The organism is Clostridiales bacterium FE2011 (assembly GCA_017569305.1).
Taxonomy (GTDB): domain Bacteria; phylum Bacillota; class Clostridia; order Christensenellales; family Aristaeellaceae; genus Aristaeella.
The window spans coordinates 484,348-504,776 of the sequence record CP069418.1; the positions used below are offsets into that span (position 1 = coordinate 484,348).

Annotated in this window: 14 protein-coding genes and 1 pseudogene; 4 read left to right on the forward strand and 11 right to left on the reverse strand. The window is 47.3% G+C overall.

All coding sequences use genetic code 11. From position 1 onward, the window contains the following. The first annotated feature begins 261 nt into the window (after nucleotides 1-261). The 4 genes and pseudogenes from potA (at nucleotide 262) to JRC49_02260 (ending at nucleotide 5,737) form a co-directional block, all read left to right on the forward strand. Nucleotides 262-1,839 carry a polyamine ABC transporter ATP-binding protein gene (potA, locus tag JRC49_02245; GenBank protein QTE71673.1) on the forward strand — a complete coding sequence of 526 codons (1,578 nt, stop codon included), beginning with the start codon at nucleotides 262-264 and terminating at the stop codon, nucleotides 1,837-1,839. Next, nucleotides 1,836-2,615: an ABC transporter permease gene (locus JRC49_02250; GenBank protein ID QTE71674.1), complete on the forward strand. Its 780-nt coding sequence runs from the start codon at nucleotides 1,836-1,838 to the stop codon at nucleotides 2,613-2,615. Before potA ends, JRC49_02250 begins: the two co-directional genes overlap by 4 nt. A gap of 4 nt (nucleotides 2,616-2,619) precedes the next feature. Then, a pseudogene (locus JRC49_02255) lies at nucleotides 2,620-4,582 on the forward strand (extracellular solute-binding protein). Nucleotides 4,583-4,735: 153 nt separating this feature from the next. Beyond that, nucleotides 4,736-5,737: an SEL1-like repeat protein gene (locus tag JRC49_02260; protein QTE71675.1), complete on the forward strand. Its 1,002-nt coding sequence runs from the start codon at nucleotides 4,736-4,738 to the stop codon at nucleotides 5,735-5,737. Nucleotides 5,738-6,032: 295 nt separating this feature from the next. Here the strand turns inward: JRC49_02260 and JRC49_02265 are convergent, their stop codons facing one another. From JRC49_02265 to JRC49_02315, 11 genes are all read right to left on the reverse strand, one after another. Beyond that, nucleotides 6,033-7,808: a peptidoglycan-binding protein gene (locus JRC49_02265; protein ID QTE71676.1), complete on the reverse strand. Its 1,776-nt coding sequence runs from the start codon at nucleotides 7,806-7,808 to the stop codon at nucleotides 6,033-6,035. 142 nt (nucleotides 7,809-7,950) lie between these two features. After that, nucleotides 7,951-8,454 carry a hypothetical protein gene (locus JRC49_02270; protein ID QTE71677.1) on the reverse strand — a complete coding sequence of 168 codons (504 nt, stop codon included), beginning with the start codon at nucleotides 8,452-8,454 and terminating at the stop codon, nucleotides 7,951-7,953. Nucleotides 8,455-8,704: 250 nt separating this feature from the next. Further along, the gene (locus JRC49_02275; protein QTE71678.1) at nucleotides 8,705-9,355 is read right to left on the reverse strand and encodes an ABC transporter ATP-binding protein; all 651 of its coding nucleotides are present in this window, start codon (nucleotides 9,353-9,355) and stop codon (nucleotides 8,705-8,707) included. An 85-nt stretch (nucleotides 9,356-9,440) separates the two neighbouring features. Continuing rightward, on the reverse strand, nucleotides 9,441-11,564 hold the full coding sequence (locus tag JRC49_02280) for an extracellular solute-binding protein (protein ID QTE71679.1): 2,124 nt from the start codon (nucleotides 11,562-11,564) through the stop codon (nucleotides 9,441-9,443). 384 nt (nucleotides 11,565-11,948) lie between these two features. After that, nucleotides 11,949-12,851, reverse strand: coding sequence for a hypothetical protein (locus JRC49_02285; GenBank protein QTE71680.1), 903 nt, complete (start codon nucleotides 12,849-12,851; stop codon nucleotides 11,949-11,951). Between the two features lie 86 nt (nucleotides 12,852-12,937). Next, entirely contained in the window at nucleotides 12,938-13,276 is a 339-nt protein-coding gene (locus tag JRC49_02290) for a peptidoglycan-binding protein (protein QTE71681.1), read from the reverse strand. 248 nt (nucleotides 13,277-13,524) lie between these two features. Then, nucleotides 13,525-13,677: a cyclic lactone autoinducer peptide gene (locus JRC49_02295; protein QTE71682.1), complete on the reverse strand. Its 153-nt coding sequence runs from the start codon at nucleotides 13,675-13,677 to the stop codon at nucleotides 13,525-13,527. Nucleotides 13,678-13,760: 83 nt separating this feature from the next. Next, nucleotides 13,761-14,348 carry an accessory gene regulator B family protein gene (locus JRC49_02300; protein ID QTE71683.1) on the reverse strand — a complete coding sequence of 196 codons (588 nt, stop codon included), beginning with the start codon at nucleotides 14,346-14,348 and terminating at the stop codon, nucleotides 13,761-13,763. Between the two features lie 84 nt (nucleotides 14,349-14,432). Continuing rightward, nucleotides 14,433-15,731 carry a GHKL domain-containing protein gene (locus tag JRC49_02305; protein QTE71684.1) on the reverse strand — a complete coding sequence of 433 codons (1,299 nt, stop codon included), beginning with the start codon at nucleotides 15,729-15,731 and terminating at the stop codon, nucleotides 14,433-14,435. Further along, nucleotides 15,728-16,435, reverse strand: a complete 708-nt coding sequence (locus JRC49_02310) for a response regulator transcription factor (GenBank protein ID QTE71685.1) — start codon at nucleotides 16,433-16,435, stop codon at nucleotides 15,728-15,730. Before JRC49_02310 ends, JRC49_02305 begins: the two co-directional genes overlap by 4 nt. 175 nt (nucleotides 16,436-16,610) lie before the next feature. Beyond that, the gene (locus tag JRC49_02315) at nucleotides 16,611-20,399 is read right to left on the reverse strand and encodes a hypothetical protein (GenBank protein QTE71686.1); all 3,789 of its coding nucleotides are present in this window, start codon (nucleotides 20,397-20,399) and stop codon (nucleotides 16,611-16,613) included. Nucleotides 20,400-20,429: the final 30 nt, after the last annotated feature.

Here is a 20,429-nt window from a genome sequence, read left to right on the forward strand (position 1 = left end):
CCATGTGTTTTTCCTGTACTCCGCCCATACCCGCCGTAGGGGCAGAGCCTTCCCAGGCCAATGTTTTAAACATCTCCCCGATCCTTCTGTTTGGCGGTTGGAAACGATCACGTCTCAAGGGTATCCGGAATGGTAAAAATCACTACAGAAAAAAATACATTTTTCTTCCTGTATTTTTTGGAAGAATCTGTTGCATGATCCCCGGTTTTGAGTATGATTTAAATTGTATTCTTATGGAAACACGAAAAAGGAGAGAGCGGCATGCGCAAACTGATCGAATTCAGGAATATCGTCAAGAATTTTGACGGCCAGATCGTACTTAAAGGTGTCAATCTGAACATTTATGAAAATGAATTTGTGACGCTGCTCGGTCCTTCCGGCTGCGGCAAAACCACGCTGCTGCGTATCCTGGGCGGCTTCCTGGAGCAGGACGAAGGCACGGTCATCTTTGACGGCCAGTGCATCGACAACGTCCCTGCCTACAAGCGGGAGATCAATACCGTCTTCCAGCGCTACGCCCTGTTCCCCCATCTGAATGTTTTTGAAAACATCGCCTTCGGCCTGCGCATCAAAAAGCAGCCGAACGATATCATTACCCAGAAAGTCAACCGTATGCTTTCCCTGGTAAACCTGGAAGGCTACGCAAAGCGGAACGTCACCAAGCTTTCCGGCGGTCAGCAGCAGCGTGTAGCCATCGCCCGCGCCCTGGTCAACGAGCCGAACGTGCTGCTCCTGGATGAGCCCCTGGGCGCCCTGGACCTGAAGCTGCGCAAGGAGATGCAGCGGGAACTGAAGCGCATCCAGCAGGAGGTCGGCATCACCTTCATCTTCGTCACCCATGACCAGGAAGAAGCCCTGACCATGAGCGACAAGATCGTGGTCATGAACGCCGGTGCCATAGAGCAGATCGGCACCCCGCTGGAAATCTACAACGAGCCTGTTAACTCCTATGTCGCCCGCTTCATCGGCGAGAGCAACATCATGGAAGGCGTTATGCTGGCGGACTACAAAGTCCGTTTCGACGACAAAACCTTTGAGTGCACAGACTTCGGTTTCCGGCAGAACGAGCCGGTGGACGTGCTGATCCGTCCCGAAGATATCGCCATCGTGAAGCCCCGGGAAGGCGTCCTGCGGGGCGAAGTTAAGAGCGTGCTGTTCAAGGGCGTCCACTATGAGCTGATGGTGGAAACCAAGACCGGTACCAGCAAAACCGTCAAGATGAACGTTGTTACCCAGCACGACATCTATAACGAGGAAGCCGGCGAGAAGATCAGCGCCAACGACTTCTACGTCGACTCCGACGACCTGGAAAACAAGGAGATGACCGATCAGGACTTCATCTCCATCGCCAACGCACAGGCCTGGGACGATGAAAACCGCGACATCTCCCTGACCCACGTCAGCCACAATATTGAAAACCGTCCCGGCGTCTATACCATCACCTTCGGCACGGACAAGCACACCGAGGTGACCGTCAAGGTCTACGTTGTCCATCCGGAATACGTGGAAGACGCCCGCCACAACATCGGTATCAGCGCCCTGGACTTCTTCATCACCCCGGATGAAATCCAGGAATCCATGGCCATCTCCACCGACCTGAAGACCTGGGCCAGCGCTGAAGCCTGGAACCTGCAGGATGACTCCTCCATCGACATCACGGACGTCAAGTTCGATTTCGATCCTGCGGACATCAAGGAAGGTTCCTACGATATCACCTTCGCCACCCAGGGCCGGGAATACAAAGTCGAAACCACTTCCCATCACGAAGTGGGCGACAAGGTAGGCCTGCTCTTCGGACCGGATGATATCCATGTCATGCATAAGGCGGTGGTGGAATGAAATCCTTCTTCCGGATGAGCTATCCCTACTGCCTGTGGATCGGCATTTTCATCGTTGCTCCGATGCTGATGATTTTCCTTTACGCGATTACCAATACCGGCAACAGCACGCTCACCTTCCAGTTCACCCTGGATAACTTTGCCCGGTTCATCAGGGATCCCGATTTTATCAGGATCCTGCTCACCAGCCTGCGCATCGCGCTGCTGACCACCGTCGTCTGCCTGCTGATCGGCTATCCGGCTGCCCTGTTCATCGCGAACCTGCCGGACAGGAAGCAGACCTTCATGATCCTGCTGATGACCCTTCCCATGTGGATCAACATGGTTCTGAAGACCTATGCCTGGCGCGGCATCCTGCTGAACTTCGATTTCAGCAGCGAGTTCAAGGTATTCATCGGTATGGTCTATGACTTCCTGCCCTTTATGATCATCCAGATCCATACCGCCATTGCCAAGCTGGATCCCAACCTGCTCATTGCCGCCCACGACCTAGGCGCCAACAATGTGAAATCCTTCCTGAAGGTGACCCTGCCCCTGAGCGTTCCCGGCATCATCTCCGGCATTACGCTGGTATTCCTGCCCGCCGTGTCCAGCTTCTTTATCCCGAGGATGCTGGGCAACGGAGAAGTCATCCTGATCGGTAACCTGATCGAGCTGTGCTTCAAGAAAACCGGTGACTGGAACTTCGGCAGCGCCATCTCCCTGATCATGGCCCTGATTATCATCACCGCCATGTGGGCGACCAGGAAGCTGGACCGCAGCGCAGAGGAGGACTGATATTATGGGAAATGTCAGTAACAAATATCTGGCGGGGGTCAGTTTACAGAAAGAAACCGAGCTGGAAACTGCCAAGCAGAAGCAGCCCGGTGATATTTCAGGCGAACCGCTGCAGAAAAAGCCGGCAAAACGTTCCTCACGGATCTTCTCTTCCCTGTACCTGGTGCTGGTCCTGCTGTTCATCTACCTGCCCATTGTCTACCTGGTGCTGTTCTCCTTCAATGAGGGGAAATCCCAGACCAACTTCGTCGGATTCTCCCTCCGCTGGTATGAAAGCCTCTTTAAAGACCGTACCATGCTGGAGAGCATTTACGTCACCCTGATCGTTGCGGTCATTTCCACCGTCGTTTCCACGGTAGTGGGAACCATCTCTGCCATCGGCCTGTCCAAGGCCAGGCGGCTGATCCGCAGCGTGGTACTGGAAATCAACAACCTGCCCGTGCTGAACCCGGATATCGTCACAGCCATCGGCCTGATGCTCCTGTTCATGTCCATCAAGCTTCAGCCCGGCATGCTTACCCTGATCCTGAGCCATATTTCCTTCTGTACGCCTTTCGTCATCCTGTCCGTCATGCCGAAGCTGCGGCAGCTGGATGACAACGTGGCGGAAGCCGCCCTGGACCTGGGAGCCACCCCCTGGAAGGCCCTGACCAAGGTCATCATCCCCCAGATCTATCCCGCGATCCTGACAGGCGCACTGCTCGCCTTCAGCATGTCCCTGGATGACTTCGTGGTTTCCTATTTCAACGCCGGTCCCGGAATCAACACTATTTCCATGTACGTTGAGTCCATGAAGCGGTATAATCTGAGTGTTAACGCCATGGCAACCCTGCTTGTCGTGGTGGTTGCCCTGATCCTGCTCCTCACGAACCTGGTGCCCATTATTAAAGATAAAAAAGCCCAAAAGGAGGAACCCCAAAATGTCTAAGAAACTGATCTCTGCCCTGCTCATCATCTGCCTGGTGTGCCTGCCGCTGTTCGCGCTGGCGGACGGAACGCTGAATGTGTTCAACTACGGCGAATACATCGATGATGAGGTCATCTATAACTTTGAAAAGGAATTCGGCGTCCGCGTCAATTACTCCCTGAACAGCAACCCGGAAGAAATGTATACCAAGCTGCAGACCGGCGTCTCCTACGACGTGGTGGTCACCAGCGATTACATGATCGACCGGCTGATCAAGGAAGAGCGGATCCTGCCCCTGGACAAAGAAATCGTCACCAACCTGGATCAGATCTCTGACACCATGAAGGGGCTCTACTTCGATCCGGATAACACCTACAGCGCTCCCTACCTGTGGCAGAACGTTGTGCTCTGCTATGACACCACGAAGATCGATCCCGCCAAGGTAGAGGAAAAGGGCTGGGAAATCCTCCTGGATCCTGAACTGGACGGTCATGCCTTCATCTATGACTCTCCCCGTGATGTCTTCATGATGGCCTTCAAGGCGCTGGGTTATTCCATGAATACCGACAATCCTGACGAACTGCAGGAAGCCTATGACTGGCTGGTCAAAATGAAGCAGGCCATTCACCCCTCCTTCGTGACCGATGAAATGATCGACGGTATGGCCCAGGGTGAAAAGTGGATCGCCATGATGTACAGCGGCGACGCCGCCTACGCCAGCATGGAAAATGAAAAGCTGGCTGTCTGGGCTCCCACCCAGGGCACCAACATCGCGATTGACTGCATGTTCATCCCCTCCAACGCCGCCAATCCCAAGCTGGCCAATGAGTTCATCAACTACGTGCTGGATTATGACAACAGCATGATGATCACCGTGGAAACCTGCTACACCTCCCCCAACGCGAAGGTGCTGGAGGACGTCACCGCTCCCGGCGGAGAATTTGACGGCGTGGAAGGCTACCTGCCCCGCATGGGTTACGAAAAGGATGAAATCTATCAGTACGTCAAGCTGCTCCAGAATGAAACCCCTGAGCTGCTGATCAAGGTCCAGATGCAGTAATCATAGATAATTCAGAATTAAGAATTCAGAATTCAGAATTATTACTCTGATCCTGCTGTATGATTAACCTTCAGCGTTAAGGTAATTGAATTTCACCGAAAACGCTTGATTTCCATTCTGTTATTTAAAACCATTAATTGTGAATTGTGAATTATGAAATGTGAATTGAAACGCATCCTTTCCCTTTTGCTTGTCCTGCTGCTTTTCTGTGCCCCTGCCCTGGCAGCCGCACCGGCGCAGGAACCGTCATGGATCTGCCTGTATTGCGGTGCGGAAACCACGACGAACATCTGCGATCAGTGCCATGAGCTGTCCATTGCCTGGACCTGCTGTGACTGCGGCACCCGGAACCTTTCCGATACCTGTAGCAGCTGCGGCAAGGAAAAGCAGGCTTCTCTGGAGCAGCAGGCGGCGGATCCCCGTCCGCAGGTCGCCTTCCCGGCTGTGCGTTATCTGGCTGCCGCCGGTGATCCGGCTTCCCTGCTCCGGCTGGGACAGTTCTATGAAAAAGGGATCGGCGTCGGCAAGGATATCGATCAGGCCATCGCCTGCCTCCGGCAGGCCGGTGAAGCCGGATATGCTCCCGCCTGGGTGTACCTGGGCCGGCTCTATGACGCGGGCATCGATATGAAATCGGATCCCGTGGAAGCGCTGAACTGCTACCGGAAAGCGTCCGATCTCGGCAGTGCGGAGGGACACTGGTATGTCGGCTCCTTCTACGAGGACGGCTCCGTCCTGGAGCAGAACTACGCCCTTGCCCTGGATTACTATTACAAGGCTGCTGAGGCCGGGGACGCGGATGCCTGGATGAGCGTTGCCTACTTCTATCTCCGCGGAAACGACGTGGAGAAAGACCAGAACAAGGCAATGGAATACTATCTCAAGGCCGCGGAAGCAGGCAGCAATCTGGCCTGCGACTATGTGGGCTATCTGTACATGACCGGCTCCATCGTCTCCCAGGACGTCCAGAAGTGCCTGGAATGGTATCGGAAAGCCGCGGAACTTGGAAACGCCCGCAGCATGTATGCCCTCGGTTATGCGTATCAGTGCGGACAGGGCGTGGAGATGAACATGGAAGAGGCCCTCAGCTGGTATGAAAAAGCCGCCCTCGCCGGCCATGAAACCGCCCTGCAGGTCTATAACGCGTTTAAATAAATTCAAAATTATTACATTAACCTTTTCCAGATGTGATGAAAACATTTGCCAACCTGAACAAAAGCTGTCATTCCGACCAAGCCCGCTTGCGGGCGCGTGGAGGAATCCCTTACTACGTCCGAAGGACGCATATTATTCAGAAAATCGCTTCCGCATTCGGAAACGATTTTTACCACCATTTTTAAGTTTTCAGTTTTAAGTTTTCATTATTCATTAAAAACAGGAATCCAAATGGATTCCTGTTTTCTCCCTAAGCGAAAAAAACCGCTGCAAACTGCAGCGGTATTTTTTACGCTTAGGGAGCAGGTGTCGCAATGGGTGCCGGTGTCTCCTGCGGATTCTTCGCATTCCGTGCGGTCTCCGCAATCAGGTCAATCAGTTCCTGGTTGACGCCGCCGTTGGCCCTCAGGCCGTGATCCTGCTGGAAGGCTTTGACCGCCTTCACGGTCTTCTTCAGCATCTTTCCGGTGACCTTGGTATCGTAGTAACCCAGGTCCTTCAGCGTCTTCTGGAGCCAGTAGACGTCTTCGCCCTGGCTGTTTTCCTTCAGCTGGCGCTTGTCCAGCTGCGGCACATTGTCCAGGCTGTATTCCGGTTCCGCTGTGGGTACCGGCGTGGAGATCGGCGTGCAGTATTTCGTGTCCAGCGGCGGCAGCTTCAGCGCGTCGCGGAGCTCCGGATCCGGATCCATACCTTCAACGATGGAAACCACTGTTCCGACGCCTACATTGTCATAAATCCATTTTGCATCCCAGACCGCCAGGCGGATACAACCGTGACTGGCCCGCTGGCCCAGCTTTTTATAGCTGCTGATCTTCATGGCAGAGTTGCTCACCGCTGTATAAATCGGGGAATGGAAAGCGATACTGCCGTTAATACGCGTCCAGTAACGGGCATAGCTGTTGCCCCACTTCGGGAAGATACACCAGGTGGAATGACGGCCGTTCAGCACCCAGTCACCCACGTCGCTGGGAGTGGCTTTCATACCGGTGGAACAAAGCATCTGCCGGACCGGTACCGTGTATTCCCCGTTCTCATCCCGTCCATAAACGGAGGTTACCTGGTTTGCCACGTCCACAACAATGTGGAAGGGCACCGGGGTGGGTTCAGGTGTGGGCTTCGGCGTCGCGCCGGGCATCACGATCCGGGCGTCGTTAAAGATCACGTTCCATGTTTCTTCATCCACCACACCTGTGGACTCCAGGCCGTTCTGGGTCTGGATCGATTTGACGGCGCGGGTGGTATATTTCTGGAAGTTGCCGCTGATGGGGCCTTCGTAATATCCCAGCTCCGTCAGCCGTTCCTGCATGGTCTTGACCAGTTTGCCGGAGGAGCCGCTCTTCAGCTTCTTCTCAAAGGCAACGTCCGCCACGGCCACGCCGTTTTCATTGTCGTCCACCAGATAGTTTGACAGGTTGGGAGCCGGTGTATTGGTATCGTCCGGCTTTTCGCTCTTGCTCAGGATTCGTCCTGCCGCAATCATATCCTGGAGGTCTGCGTCGGCTACGCCGTTCACTTCCAGGTTGTTTTTCTTCTGCAGGGTCTCAACGGCCTTCCGGGTTGCTTCCAGGTAATTGCCGCTGATCTTTCCCTTGTAGTATCCCAGTTCCGTCAGCTGCGTCTGCAGTTCCTTGACGTCTTCGCCGGAGGAGCCGTACCGCAGGGGCCGGTGATTCAGGGAAAACAGGATAGACAGCGTCCGCAGGTCGGCAATGCCAGTCTGGTCCAGTTCAAAATCAGCCTGGAAGGTTTCAACAGCCTTCCTGGTACCTTCCCGGTAACGGCCGGACAGATTGCCGGTATAGTACTTCAGATCCTTCAGCCGTGTCTGCAGCGCCAGGACGTCGTCTCCTTCATCCCCGAACTGCAGCACCCTGCCCTGGAGGATTTCCTCCTGCACTTCCAGCTCTTCATCCTCCATCATGTCCACGGGCTGCGGATTGGAATCGTCTCCGTCATCCGCCTCGACCGGCACAGGATTGGAGTCATCTCCGTCGTCCTCCATCTCCGCAAAAGCGCAGGCGGAAAACAGCAGGATCAGAGCCAACAGCAAAGTAAGCAACCGTTTCATCCAGACCACCTCGGAAGTCATCGTTGACCGCCGATTTTTGTTTCGGCGTATCATTAATATTTTAATACTTTCGTAACTTTTGTGCAAGTATTTATTCAACAAATATAAAAAGGCGGCTGCTCCGAAGAGCAGCCGTCGGGATTTATTTTGAGGCAGTAAATCTGTCTTTCCGTCTTTCTTTCAAAGCCACAATACTTTTTTCGTTATTACGTATCAACATAAACAATACCAGAACAATCAGTCCCAAAATAGCGCCAACAGAAAAGACCTGTAGAATGTGTTCCTTTATCAATACTACATCACACATTGTTAGAATAGGTAATACAATTATCACAGCAAATAAAGCCATAGAAACATTGGCTACCCATCTTCTGTTATTATATAACTGACCGTTTTTAACCGCAAATGCAATAACAGAAAAAGCACCACCAACAATTACAATCTTTGGCTTCGTCCATATGCATCGAATCGGGCTTTGAAAAAGCGATGCTGTAAATACCGACAGAATATAATAAGTTGCATATATCATCAATCCGGGAATGATAAAATAAGATAATATAAAATTCAATCGCATCACAGGTCGCTCTAGAAGCATTTCATATAAAAGATAATCATCAGGATCATGGACAATCGTACTTGATAGCATCAACCCGCAAACAGCGGTATACGCAGCTGCAGTCTCTGCCGGCAAGCGAAGCAAGCATAATATCATCGTTAACACAACCGGCAACGATATCAGGAGCAGGACTCTGATCCAGGTATGTTTTAGCACTGTAATCCGTTTCCATATAAATGCGTACATACAGATCCCTTTCTATTTAGTTATTCCACTTAATCGTTACCAGAATTACTATATCTATTCTCATAAAAAAACCATTTCCCATCTGTATCTATGATTATTCAACACATGACTTTTCCCCGATCCACACCACCCTATCGCTTATTTTTTCTGTCATCGCTTGATCTGATGATAGTAATAATACACTGGTTCCCTTTCTTTTATAATTATATAGGCAATCTTCAAGCATCAAAGCGCTGTCAATCTCTTCCCTTAGAAATGGTTCGTCCAGAATTAACAATTCCGGATCAGCAACAATTGCACGAGCAAAAGCTAGCCGTTGTCGAAGGTCTTCAGATAAAAAGGTGATCTTCAGATTTTTTATTTCATATAAATCGAATTGTCTCAATGCATTTTCAGTCTTTTTCCAGCACTCATCTGAACTCATGCCCTGATAATACATTCTGTAGTATAATTCAACATTTTCCCAGACAGTCAACAACTCATAAAACTCAGATTGTTCTGGAACTGTTATTACTTTGCTTAATTTTTCTGTATATTCCTTGCTTCCATCTTTCCAGCCATCAAGCATTACCGTTCCTAAAGTTGGTTTATATATACCTCGTATAATATGAACAAGTGTTGTTTTCCCGGCTCCTTTTGTTCCTATCACACCCAGGCATTCTCCCGCATCGATTTGAAAGCTCACATCTGAAAGAATCCTTATTCCTTCGATTTCTTTTGTCAGGTGACTGACAATTAACTTCATTTATTCTCCTTTCAAATCATTGGATATAGTATCCTATATTATTTCTATGTTATATTATTTGAGCTTGTTTTTTATGTAGTATTGATCAATTAATGCTATCTTGCTCTATCCGAATCATTCTGATCCTATTATCAAGTGTATGAAGAAAGCTTGGCAAGTTTTCTTCTGTTACCTGATTGAAAAAGTCCGGATCATCGCTATGCAGTTCTCGAATCGGATTAAAATCACTAAAGTATACATGATTATTAATCTCCCTGTATGGAACCATATCCTCTTCAGTAAACCACCAGCGTTTATTTTCTTCATAATCTTTCATTTCCTCAGTTGTTTTTTCTATTTCTTCGTTTATTTCCAATAATGTATCAGGATCATCCTCATTACTTTTTTTACGTGCTTCCAACATATCTAGGGTATCCTGATACATACGTAATCCTTCTTCATAGTAGGCGTTCTCTAGTGGTAGATCTGGAATGTCCGTATATATCGACGGATCATTCATCCTTGTAATGTCTTCAGCAGCAGCAATACAATCCACTGCTTCCTGTTTATGATTACTATAAGGATTCGCGACGAAATAATAGACGTCTTCTTCCATTGGGGTATATATTGGTTCGGATTCCTTTATAAATGTCAAAGGTAACAGATAATATTCTCCAGAATCATCAGAAGCCACCTGTAAGTCATAGTCATAAAAAAGCGGTCTCCCTGTACTTTCATTGTTCATATATAGTTGCTGAACTTTCAAGTACTTTTCCAGCACAGTTCTTATCATTTCGCTCTGATAATCAGCTTTTTCCCCATTCCGTGTCATTTCATCATCATATTGTGCAAGAAGCGAAACAAAAGAAAGATCATGCACAAAAGGATTTACGTAAATTTCGGGATACTCATCTTCATATTTTTCTTTCCACTCTATACAAAAATCAAAATATTCATTCCAAGTAGTTGGCACCATAAGATTTAAGTCATGAAAAAGATCAGTATTATAACTGATTGTTGTGAAAAACACATACCACGGATGCGGAAATGCAGCTACTTTACAATCGTATGTAAATGCTTGTTTAAATGGTTCATACATGCGACTGATCTTTTCCTTGATTACATCTGAAACAGATAGATCAACATAATACCCCTTACTCTTTATCATTCTCAGAAGATTCAGATCGTGAAGAATATAGATATCAATTTCTGGGTTTTGATTAAGCATATCACTGATAAAACGTTCTTCGGGTTCAGCTGTATAAGCGTCAATCGTACGAATATCTGTCATAGGATGTGATTTATAAAAGGAAATAAAAAACTCATCTTCAGCATAAGGCCCGCAAATGGTTAGAGACATGCGTTGACTGGATACACCCTCTCCGAATGAATATATATTCAACGAAATCCCAGAAACAATAGCGATACCATTAGAAAGAAGGCAGCTGGAACAAATATCCTGTGAAAAAGATATACCTGTCAATAATGGCTGCTCGCCTTTCTGAACTTTATACACTTCTCTCTGTCCCATAAAATAGACAGTATCAGTGTACTCATCATACAGAAGCTTTGACGAATATTCTTCATTTTCTATCTGCGTCCATTCAATAATGTCTTTTTTGTCTGAAGAGATAATCTTCAAAAACACATTTCTTGTCATCCATTCTTCCTCAATTGTAAGCGCCATAATTCTGCCATCGTTCATCACATCAAACCCGGAAAGGTTTTCAATCTGTAGGGATTGTCTAGTATTATCTGAGATCGTTACCATTACAATAGAAGAATCCGAATAATCACCGTCGCTGGCTTCATAATACAAAACCCCGTTCCGGAGAACACAATTTGATATACTTTTCCATGAAACATCCTCAAGTAACAGAACTGGTTGATTTATAATCTCTCCATTATCTTTTACGATCTGTATAAGCGTCGCTTCTCCATTATTATATTGTATCGCATAAATGCAATTACGATCTGACAAAAGCAATACTATATCTGAAGGAAGTTCTGATGCGGAAATGAGCAATGCTTTTTCTCCATCTCCATTAAGCTTGTATATGCCACTTTCAGATCGAACATACAGCGTTCCTCCACAACAAATTACCAAATCTGTGTAATCATCATTCAACAGGATTTTTTGTGTGTGATAAGCAACGCTTTCTTCAGCTATGGATAATGTGCAGAAAAAAACAGCAATCATAATAATAATAATGCTCATAATCCGTTTCATATAACTCAAACCTCCCATCAGGCTAAATAGTCCATTTGTCATTTATTCCAGCTTCTTGACTCAGAGGATAAAATTCCATCTGTCATTTTTATTTAATTGTTAAATGTTATCTCATCTTTTGTATAACCAAATACAGCATCACAATACTGGCAGATCTTCTCTCTGACTGCTACACGATCCACAATTCGTCTAGCCGCAAGCTGGAAGAAACGCCACCATATAATGAATAAATGATATATCAACTCTTTTCTCATCTTTATGATCGTTTCATTATCCACTCATTTTCAATCATTACAAATCCAAGTTCTGTAATATGCTTTTGAAAAACTGGAATGATTTATTTAATTTGCTGGCCGCTCTTTTTCCATAAAGCTCTATCATTTTTTATTTCCAAAGGATAATTGCTGTAAACCCGTAATCCTCTACAGGCGGCGTATCCAAATAAATATCTCCAACCTGCTCGCCTGTTAATGCATCAATACGAACGCTAAGAGCGCAAGGAATATTTCTGCCAAAGACTTTTTTTTCTTCTGATCTCATGTCTCTGATTCGCTTTGAATCAGTCTCCGTGTATCCTTCGTGAAGCCATCCAGCTTTTTGAAACTCTGCATTGCTTGCAACTGTATAAATAAATTGATATACAGGATGATCCATATCTGAAGGAATATGAACTACCTCGCATATAATCCCAATGTGTTTTGTCATTTCTGTTGTCCAACCATCTATTTTTTCAATATAATTGATACTCTGTTGCACAGCTTTTTCATAGGTAATACAGTTTTCATCCGGTAAAACAATATCATGCCGCAAAAAATCCAGAATCGGATTATACTCATGCAAACGATCAAATTGTTTTTGTTCTTCCTCAGGAATGCAGTCCAGTTTTGACACCCATAATTGTTTAAGTTTATATACATCTTTATAGTTAAACATGCTCTTTCGTATTTCCTGATTAAGCCATTCAAACATTGAAACAGTAGTCGGTGCTTCGATTGATTTTAGTTTTCCATCTGCATTCATTTTACCTGTCACTAAACCATTTGTCATTTCTTCAGGGTTTTTCACGATGAAGCTAAATTCCCAACTGCCATCATCATTATTGATAAGATTATTGAGAATCAGATCTTCCTTTGTATATCCCAATTCTGTTTGAATACACCGATAGATCTTTTCTCGAATTCCTGTACCGTTATTATCCGCCGCATGACTGAAGATAGGGATTAATAGGGTCAAGCAATAAAGCAAGACACATAAAACCATCCGGAAAAATTTTTTTGATAAATACATAGCTTATCACCTCTTTGGATATCGAAATTATAGAAACAACTCCATATGCATACCAAATAGCATGCATATGGAGCAAGTTCACTTACTTAATACCGCTCCGGATCATAAAACAATGTGCTCTTTGTTTGGTTCCCCGCAATTCCGTCAATATCAAGATCTTTAAACTCCTGGTACGCCCATACACCGTCAAAAGTCAAGCTTCCGTAAATACCGTCAGGAGCACCACAATATCCATAACCGGTATTATTGATGTCTCCCTGAAGATTTTTTACATAGGGCTTGAGTGACGGACTGTTTTTCGATCCGCAGCCTCTCCGCAATACATTTTTATGATACCTCTGTGACCAGGTTTCACCTAAAGCGATACTGGAAAAAATCATCATAATAGCCATCACAAGAGCAAAAACCTTAATCTTCTTATTCATATTCTTTTTTCCTTTCATAATTGACTCTATCTCTTGATATTTTTCGGGATTAGGTATAATGTATTTATGTTCCCACACAACTATCACCGTTTTTACGGTGAATGCTTCGCCGGCATTGTTTGCGGGAACATTTTTATTTTACCGGGATTGCGAATACGTACACGCATTTTTTCATCTCCTTTCCCCTTCTTTTGTATATAACCGGAACCTTCGCTCCGTTATACCCAATTACATCCTTGGTATAACAATTACCATTCTTTTTTTCTTAACATTTCTTCCGGCACCTTAGGCTGATAAAGCCAGACACTGCATGCACGTGCAGCAGAGATGCGTCCCAATACTACTGCCAGAGTCGAAATTATGCCACCACAGTAAACCAGGAATTTTGTAATTTTGTTCATAATGTTTTTTCCTCCTTTTTAGGTTGCCTTTTTCCTATACCATCTGTTATTTGAATTGGCATCTTTGCTTATTGTCCATACATTCATAGATTGTCTTCCTTTGCTTTTCTATGTTCGATGATCAACGTAATTGAAACCGCCATCATTCCGCAATCCAAAGAGAAAGCGTACTTTGGGGCACCTCTCATAATCACTAAAGATAAAGCTATCAGGCATAAAATCATAATTCGGCTTTCCTTTTTCAACATGTTTCTTTGCCGTTTTCCCAGTGGCTTTTTTTCTACACCGACAGGTGCCAGAAAGAATACTGTCAAGCCGGAAAACACTGTAAGAATCACTGACAATCTGCTCATAATCTCCATCGGAATAATAGCTGCCAGAGTCCTATAAATCAGGTAAATACCCACCGTGCCGACAATACAACCATAGTGACTGTTTGCATGGTATCCCCCTACTGTAGATTTCAACATGGCGAATGTCACCATAAAGCAAATCGTACAACCCAGATAATCTGTCACGATTCCAATCAACGAGATGATGAATGTGATAAGCAAAGTTGAAACAAGAATCTCATAACAATAATCATAAATCTCTCTTTCCTTCTCATCGATCACCCCGTGTGAGATATAAAAGGATGATATCCTTTTCGCCTGTTCTTCAATCACTTTCATCACCTGCGAAGAAGATATCATCCAACTCGATTATAATCAATTACCTGAACAAAAGTGGTTGCTTTCGCATCAACTTCGGTTCAATCAGGCATCCTGCAAGAAAACATATGCGATAAATTCTCCATTTTCATAGCTAAAAGTACAATTCCCCTGGTATCTGTCAGTTATTTCTCGAATGCTTTTCAGTCCAAATCCATGTAATTCTTTAAGCTCTTTGGTTGTATGGATTGTGTTTTCATCAATGATTGTCGTTTCCACAGCTGCATTTTTTACGGTGATACTCAGCCATCTTTCCTGTTGCATCATCGTCAGTGAAACAAATCTGTCTTCGCCTTTTACCTTATTGTTTGCCTCAATTGCGTTATCCAGCAGATTCCCCAGAAGAATGCAAAGATCCATCGGATCAAAAGTGCATCCAGGAGAATAATGCACAGACTCACTATATCTGATTCCATACAGTTCCATTTTTTGTTTTTTCGAAAAAATGAGCGCATCTACCGATTCTATTCCGGTCACAGTCATTGGTGAAGCCGCAAATATTTTCCCGGCAATACTTTCTATAATCTCCCTTGTCCTGTTCGGTTCTGACTTTATAGCCTCAGTTAATGCAAACATCTGGTTCTTAAGATCATGCATAGTCTTATTGCTGATCTGTTGACGTTCTGTCAGTTCTCGATAATAAGACATTTTTTCCTCAGTTAGTTGCTGTTCAAGAAAAAATCTGTTTTTCTCTCTCTCCTCTTTCTGTTGATGTTCAATGAGCAAGAACAGCGCAACATTAGTTAAAGCAAGCAGAATCACAGCACATGTGGCTGATAACGTTTTGTCTGATGGACCTTCTGAAAAACTATAGGCAGCCATGGGACAAGCCATCAAAAAAGTTGCTACAGGGAGCATAAGCAATGGCCACATCAGATAGCCAGGTATTTTTTCTCCAAAGGATGGAACCATATACTGTATTATTTTTAGTAATGAGAACATGACCATTCTGGAAATCATAATTGCACCAGCACTGAACAGAATCATATTCATTCCCTCATTCAGTGGAATGCCGGTCAATGTTGTCATCAATAAGCCTGTGAGCAATTCAGATATTGCAATTAATATAAAAAGAAGAGGTATAAATATGAGACGTTTTATCCACGACAAATTGTAAAATAGTGAGATAAAAAAAATAGACAAGATGGTGGCAATCATCGTTGGATATTCTCCGTCCATAGTAAAATATGGAATCATTCTGAGCAAAGCCAAAGACACACATACGACAATCAACACTTTACGAGATTTGGATTTTTCTCCTGATATAAACCTGAAATAAGAGACAGCTATTAGTTCTTCAAGTACATTACCCACCAGATCTATAATATACAGCAACCATATCATACCATTTTCCCCGCAATATACATGTTAAATTCTCTCATCATTACTGTATAAAGTCGTCTGCTGATCGGCACCTCACTTCCATCACTCATTGTCACTTCTGTTTTGCTGAATCCTGATATTAATCCCATGTTCACGATATATCCCTGGTGGCATTGAACAAATCCATAGGGTTTCAATTTCTGATACTCGTCATTCAACTTACCAATGCATTCATAGTCTGTCTTTTCTGTGTGTACTTTTATATGTCGATGGTATGCTTCGAGATAAAGTATGTCGCTGTATTTTATGACATAGGTTTTATCTCCTGATTTTATTACATATTGTTTATGTCGGTTACGCCATAAACGTAGAGCTCGTTCAAAATCCTTCCTGAATTCCTTATCCTGAACTGGTTTGACAAGAAATTGAAATGCGTTCTGTCTGAACGCATCAGAAACATAGTTTATATGGCTAGTGACAAAGATGACAATTACATCTCTCCGAAGCTTACGAAGCTTTTTCCCGGTTTCAATGCCTGTTATTCCTTCCATCTCTATATCCAGAAAAACAATATCCCAGATAAATTTTTCCTCGTTTGACATTATTAGTTCTTCGCCAGAAGAAAACTCCTTGATATTCAGTTTTTCCTTCGCATTGTATGGCGTCAGCATGTCCCTCAATTGTGACCGATCTTCCGGATTGTCATCACAAATTGCAATATTCATATGATTTCGATACATTCCTTCCCACAACCATATTTTTCCCATTATATAGACGTTTCAATTACTCTTTTTAATCTGTTTATTGGTGTTTTTATATTGTATTAATTTTTTTGTATTTCAACTATATAAAACAGAACGGCTGCTCTTCGGAGCAGCCGTTCTGTTTGGTTGATATTGCTTAGTCGTCGTCGCTGTAGCTGGCAACCCACTTCTGGGTTTTGCCCTCTCCGACGCCGGCGGGATAAACGCCGTTCTTCCGGCAGATAAAGCCGATATCAGCATTATAGTTAGCCTTATCGCTTTCCACCTGGATCTCAACGGATTCGCAGATTTCCCTGTCATCCTCTTCCAGTACGGAGGAGATCATCGGGATATCTGTCCGGTGCTTTGTCGGTTTGACTTCAGCGGGAGCGGTCACCTGCAGCGTGTAGGAAGCCGGATACAGATCGTCAAAGCGGTAGAAGCCGTACTGATCTGTTACCGTTTCTGCCACGGCCGTGCCGTCGCGCATCAGAACAATCTTCACGTTCGGAATGCCGGGTTCATTCATTCCCTGCAGTCCGTCTCCGTCCAGATCAACCCAGCACAGGTCGCCCATCCGTCCGGGCAGGACGCATCCGATATCCATCTTCATCTGATCCTGAGCCATCTTCAGGTCAATCATGTCGGAAGTGCCCTTCCGGTTCACGGTATCCGTGATCACGGAAATCTGGTCTCCGCTCAGCCGGTGATCATTGGGTTCAATGATGACGCAGCCTTCCGGTACCGTCACGTCCAGCTGATAGCTGCCGGGCATCAGCTTGTCAAAGCGGTATGAGCCGTTTTCGCCGGTGGTCACAGTCTTCAGGACTTCTCCGTGCTCATCCAGCAGGGAGACAGCCGTACCGCCCAGTGTTTCCATTGTGCCGTTTCCGCGGTCAATCCAGGCAGTACCGCCGATGGATGTGTAGCGGACAATACCCAGCAGCAGGCCGCTGCGTTCCTCGTCTTCCGCCAGGGTGATACCGGAAAGCACCAGCTTGCCGTTTTCCTCACGGAAATCACTGCTGCCTTCCTTCGGCGCGATGGTCTGTTCATCCAGCGTGTAGGAAAGGGTAAAGTTGCCGGGGATCATACCGGAGGTGGCAAAGCGTCCCTCTTCATCCGTACGCAGGATATCAAAGACCTTGCCGTTCTTATCATCGGTTACGGTGATTTCATAGCCGGCGGGTGTCTGTTCGTCAGGATCAAACAGTCCGTTGTTGTTTTCATCCAGCCAGAACTGTCCGCTCAGGGACGCGGGCATCACAATACCCAGCAGCTGATTGCTCCAGACAGCGCCCATGATCACGGGCAGCTGGACAGACTGGGTGTCCTTGCCGGCAATCAGCGGCAGGTCCAGGTTATCCGTACGGCTCAGCACATACTGTGCCGGGGCGCTCACGGTCAGCGTATAGGTATCCGGGCGCAGGTCGTTCAACTGGAAAGCGCCGTCCTCACCGGTGGTGGCGGTAATCTCTTCCAGTTCACTGCGGGAGGGAGTCAGGGTGACGGTGATGCCGCCGGCGGATTCTTCATCGACTCCGCAGTCGCCGTCTCCGTCATGATCCATCCATGCCTTGCCTTCAATCCGTCCGAGGGTCAGGGCGCCGCATACCGGGCCTTCCACCTCGTCGCCGGACTTCATGCTGAAGGATGCGCTGGTACCGGTTCCGTCACCGGTAATGGTATTGCCGCCGGCAGTGGTCCGTGCGAATACTGCATGCTCAGGCAGCACGTATTCCAGCGTATAGCTGCCGGGCATCACAGCGTCAAACAGGTAATTACCGTCCTCACCGATCACGGTGCTGAAGGCTTCGCCTTCCTCGCCCATCAGGCGGACGGTCACACCGGTCAGGCCGTTTTCATCCGCGTCCCGGACGCCGTTGTCGTTCCGGTCCGCAAAGACGCTGCCCCTGACAGTGCCGGGCTTGATCAAACCGATATCCATCCCGGACCGTTTTTCGCCCAGGCCCAGGGTGAAGTTTTCAGAATAACCTTCTCCGTTCGTCTTGTTCAGGATCACGTTGCCCTCGCCCAGGCGGGTAAAGGCATATTCCTTCAGCTGCGGGAAGCTGCTGTTGTTCACGCTCAGGCTGTACGTTCCGGGCGGGACGTCCTTCAGTTCAAACTTACCCTTCACGCTGGTTTTGTCCTGGGCCACGACGTTTCCATCCGCATCCAGGAGCTTCACCATGTAGCCGGTCACAATCTTTTCCTTCCCGTTCATGTCGCCGGAGAAGTCGTTGTCCATATAGACATAACCGGTAACAGTTGCCGGGTAGATAACGCCGACGTTCATCTCGCGCTGCTGGGAGTTGGCCAGTTCAAAGTTCTGCCAGAAGTTTTCCCGTCTGCCCGGCCTGGACGCGAAATGGTTGCCCAGCGGATCGCTGACGGTCCTGGTAAAGTCGCTTCCGTCGTCCGGCAGGAGCGCCCGCATCTTATAGGTGTTGGCGCGCAGGCCGCTCAGCACATAGGTGCCGTCCTCACCGGAATAGGTCACGGCCGCTTCCTCATCCTTGGCCTGCTTGATCGCGGTAACCTTAACGCCGGCCATGGGCAGATCGCCCTCGTCATAAATGCCGTTATAGTTGGCATCCTGGAAACAGATACCGGAGATGATGCCGGACCAGGTAAAGCCGATATACTGCTTTTCCTTGCTTTCCTTATCATTCAGGTCAAGCCTGTGAAAATAGCTGGTCACGCCATCTTTGGCAATCACAGTCTTCTTGCCGTTACGGGAAGCCGCCCGCGTAAACATCATGCCTTCCGGCGTATACGCCCGCAGCTTATAGGCGGCAGGCTGTACCCGGTCGATATAGAAGTTACCGTTCTCGTCGGAAACAGTCTCATAATGCAGGCCGTTCTTTTCGCCGTCCAGCTCGATCTTGACGCCCGGCAGCACCGCTTCACCGTCTGAGAACAGGCCGTCCACCTGTGTCTCAAACCAGCAGGTACCGCTGACGTGCAGGCACTTGCCCAGGGAGATTCCCGGGGTGGCAACACTGCCTGCGCCGACGCTGAAGACGTCGCTCATGGCTTCACCGTCAATCGTAAAGTCAAACAGGCTGGCATACGCCTCGTGTTCACGGCTCTTCTTGTTGAAGGCCCAGCCCCTGGGCAGGATTGCCTTGATGCGGTAGTTGCCTTCCGGTACATTGCCGAACTCAGCAAATCCATCAGCACCGGTGGTCACGGACGCCACAGCTTCTTCATTTTCCGTGAACAGGCAGACGATCACATTGGCGATCCCCTTTTCGGCTTCGTTAGGTATGCCGTTGCTGTTCGAATCGGAATAAGCATAGATACGGATGACGGAATCTCCGGGAGTCAGCATCTTCCATTCCGGTTCCGGAGTCGGAGCGATCGCGGACAGATCGTAAGGCGGCATTGTCGGTGTGGTCACAGCACCGTTGTTGACCGGTGCGGGTTCCGCATCGAAATCCTCTTCGTCGTCCGTTTCATCGTCATAATCTTCCGGCTCTTCCGTATCATCGTCGTTCTCATCTTCCGGAAGCGGAATGACGTTTGTATCCGTTTCTGCCGCGGGAGCAGCCTGGGGAGCCGCTGCGGCGCCGTCCTTCAGCTGCTCCACGATCACCGGCACGGTGTAGGTTGAGCCGCCGTCAGGCGTTACATCGCAGGTGGCGTTGCTCAGGTCCCATTCGGGATCAATCGTTTCCGCCAGGGGGACAATCCGGATCCGTTCCGTATCCGGCAGGGTCAGGGTTCCTTTACCCGCCTCGATGGTACCTATTTCATCGCCGTTCTGCAGTACGCGGAACGTACCATCCAGCCGGACGATATTTTCCGTACCGTCTGCGGAAACCTTCCTGCCGCAGAAATAGATACCCAGCGTTACCACATCCGCCTGGGCTGCGGAGATCATCCCGCACAGCAGCACCAGTACGAGCAGTAACGCAATACAGCGGTTTGACTTTAACATCTTCAGAATTGCCTCCAGATAGTAGACTAC

Excerpts from the sequence above, each read along its gene's own strand:
- potA (QTE71673.1), top strand. The coding sequence starts at position 262 with ATGCGCAAACTGATCGAATTCAGGAATATCGTCAAGAATTTTGACGGC.
- JRC49_02250 (QTE71674.1), top strand. The coding sequence starts at position 1,836 with ATGAAATCCTTCTTCCGGATGAGCTATCCCTACTGCCTGTGGATCGGC.
- JRC49_02260 (QTE71675.1), top strand. The coding sequence starts at position 4,736 with ATGAAATGTGAATTGAAACGCATCCTTTCCCTTTTGCTTGTCCTGCTG.
- JRC49_02265 (QTE71676.1), bottom strand. The coding sequence starts at position 7,808 with ATGAAACGGTTGCTTACTTTGCTGTTGGCTCTGATCCTGCTGTTTTCC.
- JRC49_02270 (QTE71677.1), bottom strand. The coding sequence starts at position 8,454 with ATGCTATCAAGTACGATTGTCCATGATCCTGATGATTATCTTTTATAT.
- JRC49_02275 (QTE71678.1), bottom strand. The coding sequence starts at position 9,355 with ATGAAGTTAATTGTCAGTCACCTGACAAAAGAAATCGAAGGAATAAGG.
- JRC49_02280 (QTE71679.1), bottom strand. The coding sequence starts at position 11,564 with ATGAAACGGATTATGAGCATTATTATTATTATGATTGCTGTTTTTTTC.
- JRC49_02285 (QTE71680.1), bottom strand. The coding sequence starts at position 12,851 with ATGTATTTATCAAAAAAATTTTTCCGGATGGTTTTATGTGTCTTGCTT.
- JRC49_02290 (QTE71681.1), bottom strand. The coding sequence starts at position 13,276 with ATGAATAAGAAGATTAAGGTTTTTGCTCTTGTGATGGCTATTATGATG.
- JRC49_02295 (QTE71682.1), bottom strand. The coding sequence starts at position 13,677 with ATGAACAAAATTACAAAATTCCTGGTTTACTGTGGTGGCATAATTTCG.
- JRC49_02300 (QTE71683.1), bottom strand. The coding sequence starts at position 14,348 with ATGAAAGTGATTGAAGAACAGGCGAAAAGGATATCATCCTTTTATATC.
- JRC49_02305 (QTE71684.1), bottom strand. The coding sequence starts at position 15,731 with ATGATATGGTTGCTGTATATTATAGATCTGGTGGGTAATGTACTTGAA.
- JRC49_02310 (QTE71685.1), bottom strand. The coding sequence starts at position 16,435 with ATGAATATTGCAATTTGTGATGACAATCCGGAAGATCGGTCACAATTG.
- JRC49_02315 (QTE71686.1), bottom strand. The coding sequence starts at position 20,399 with ATGTTAAAGTCAAACCGCTGTATTGCGTTACTGCTCGTACTGGTGCTG.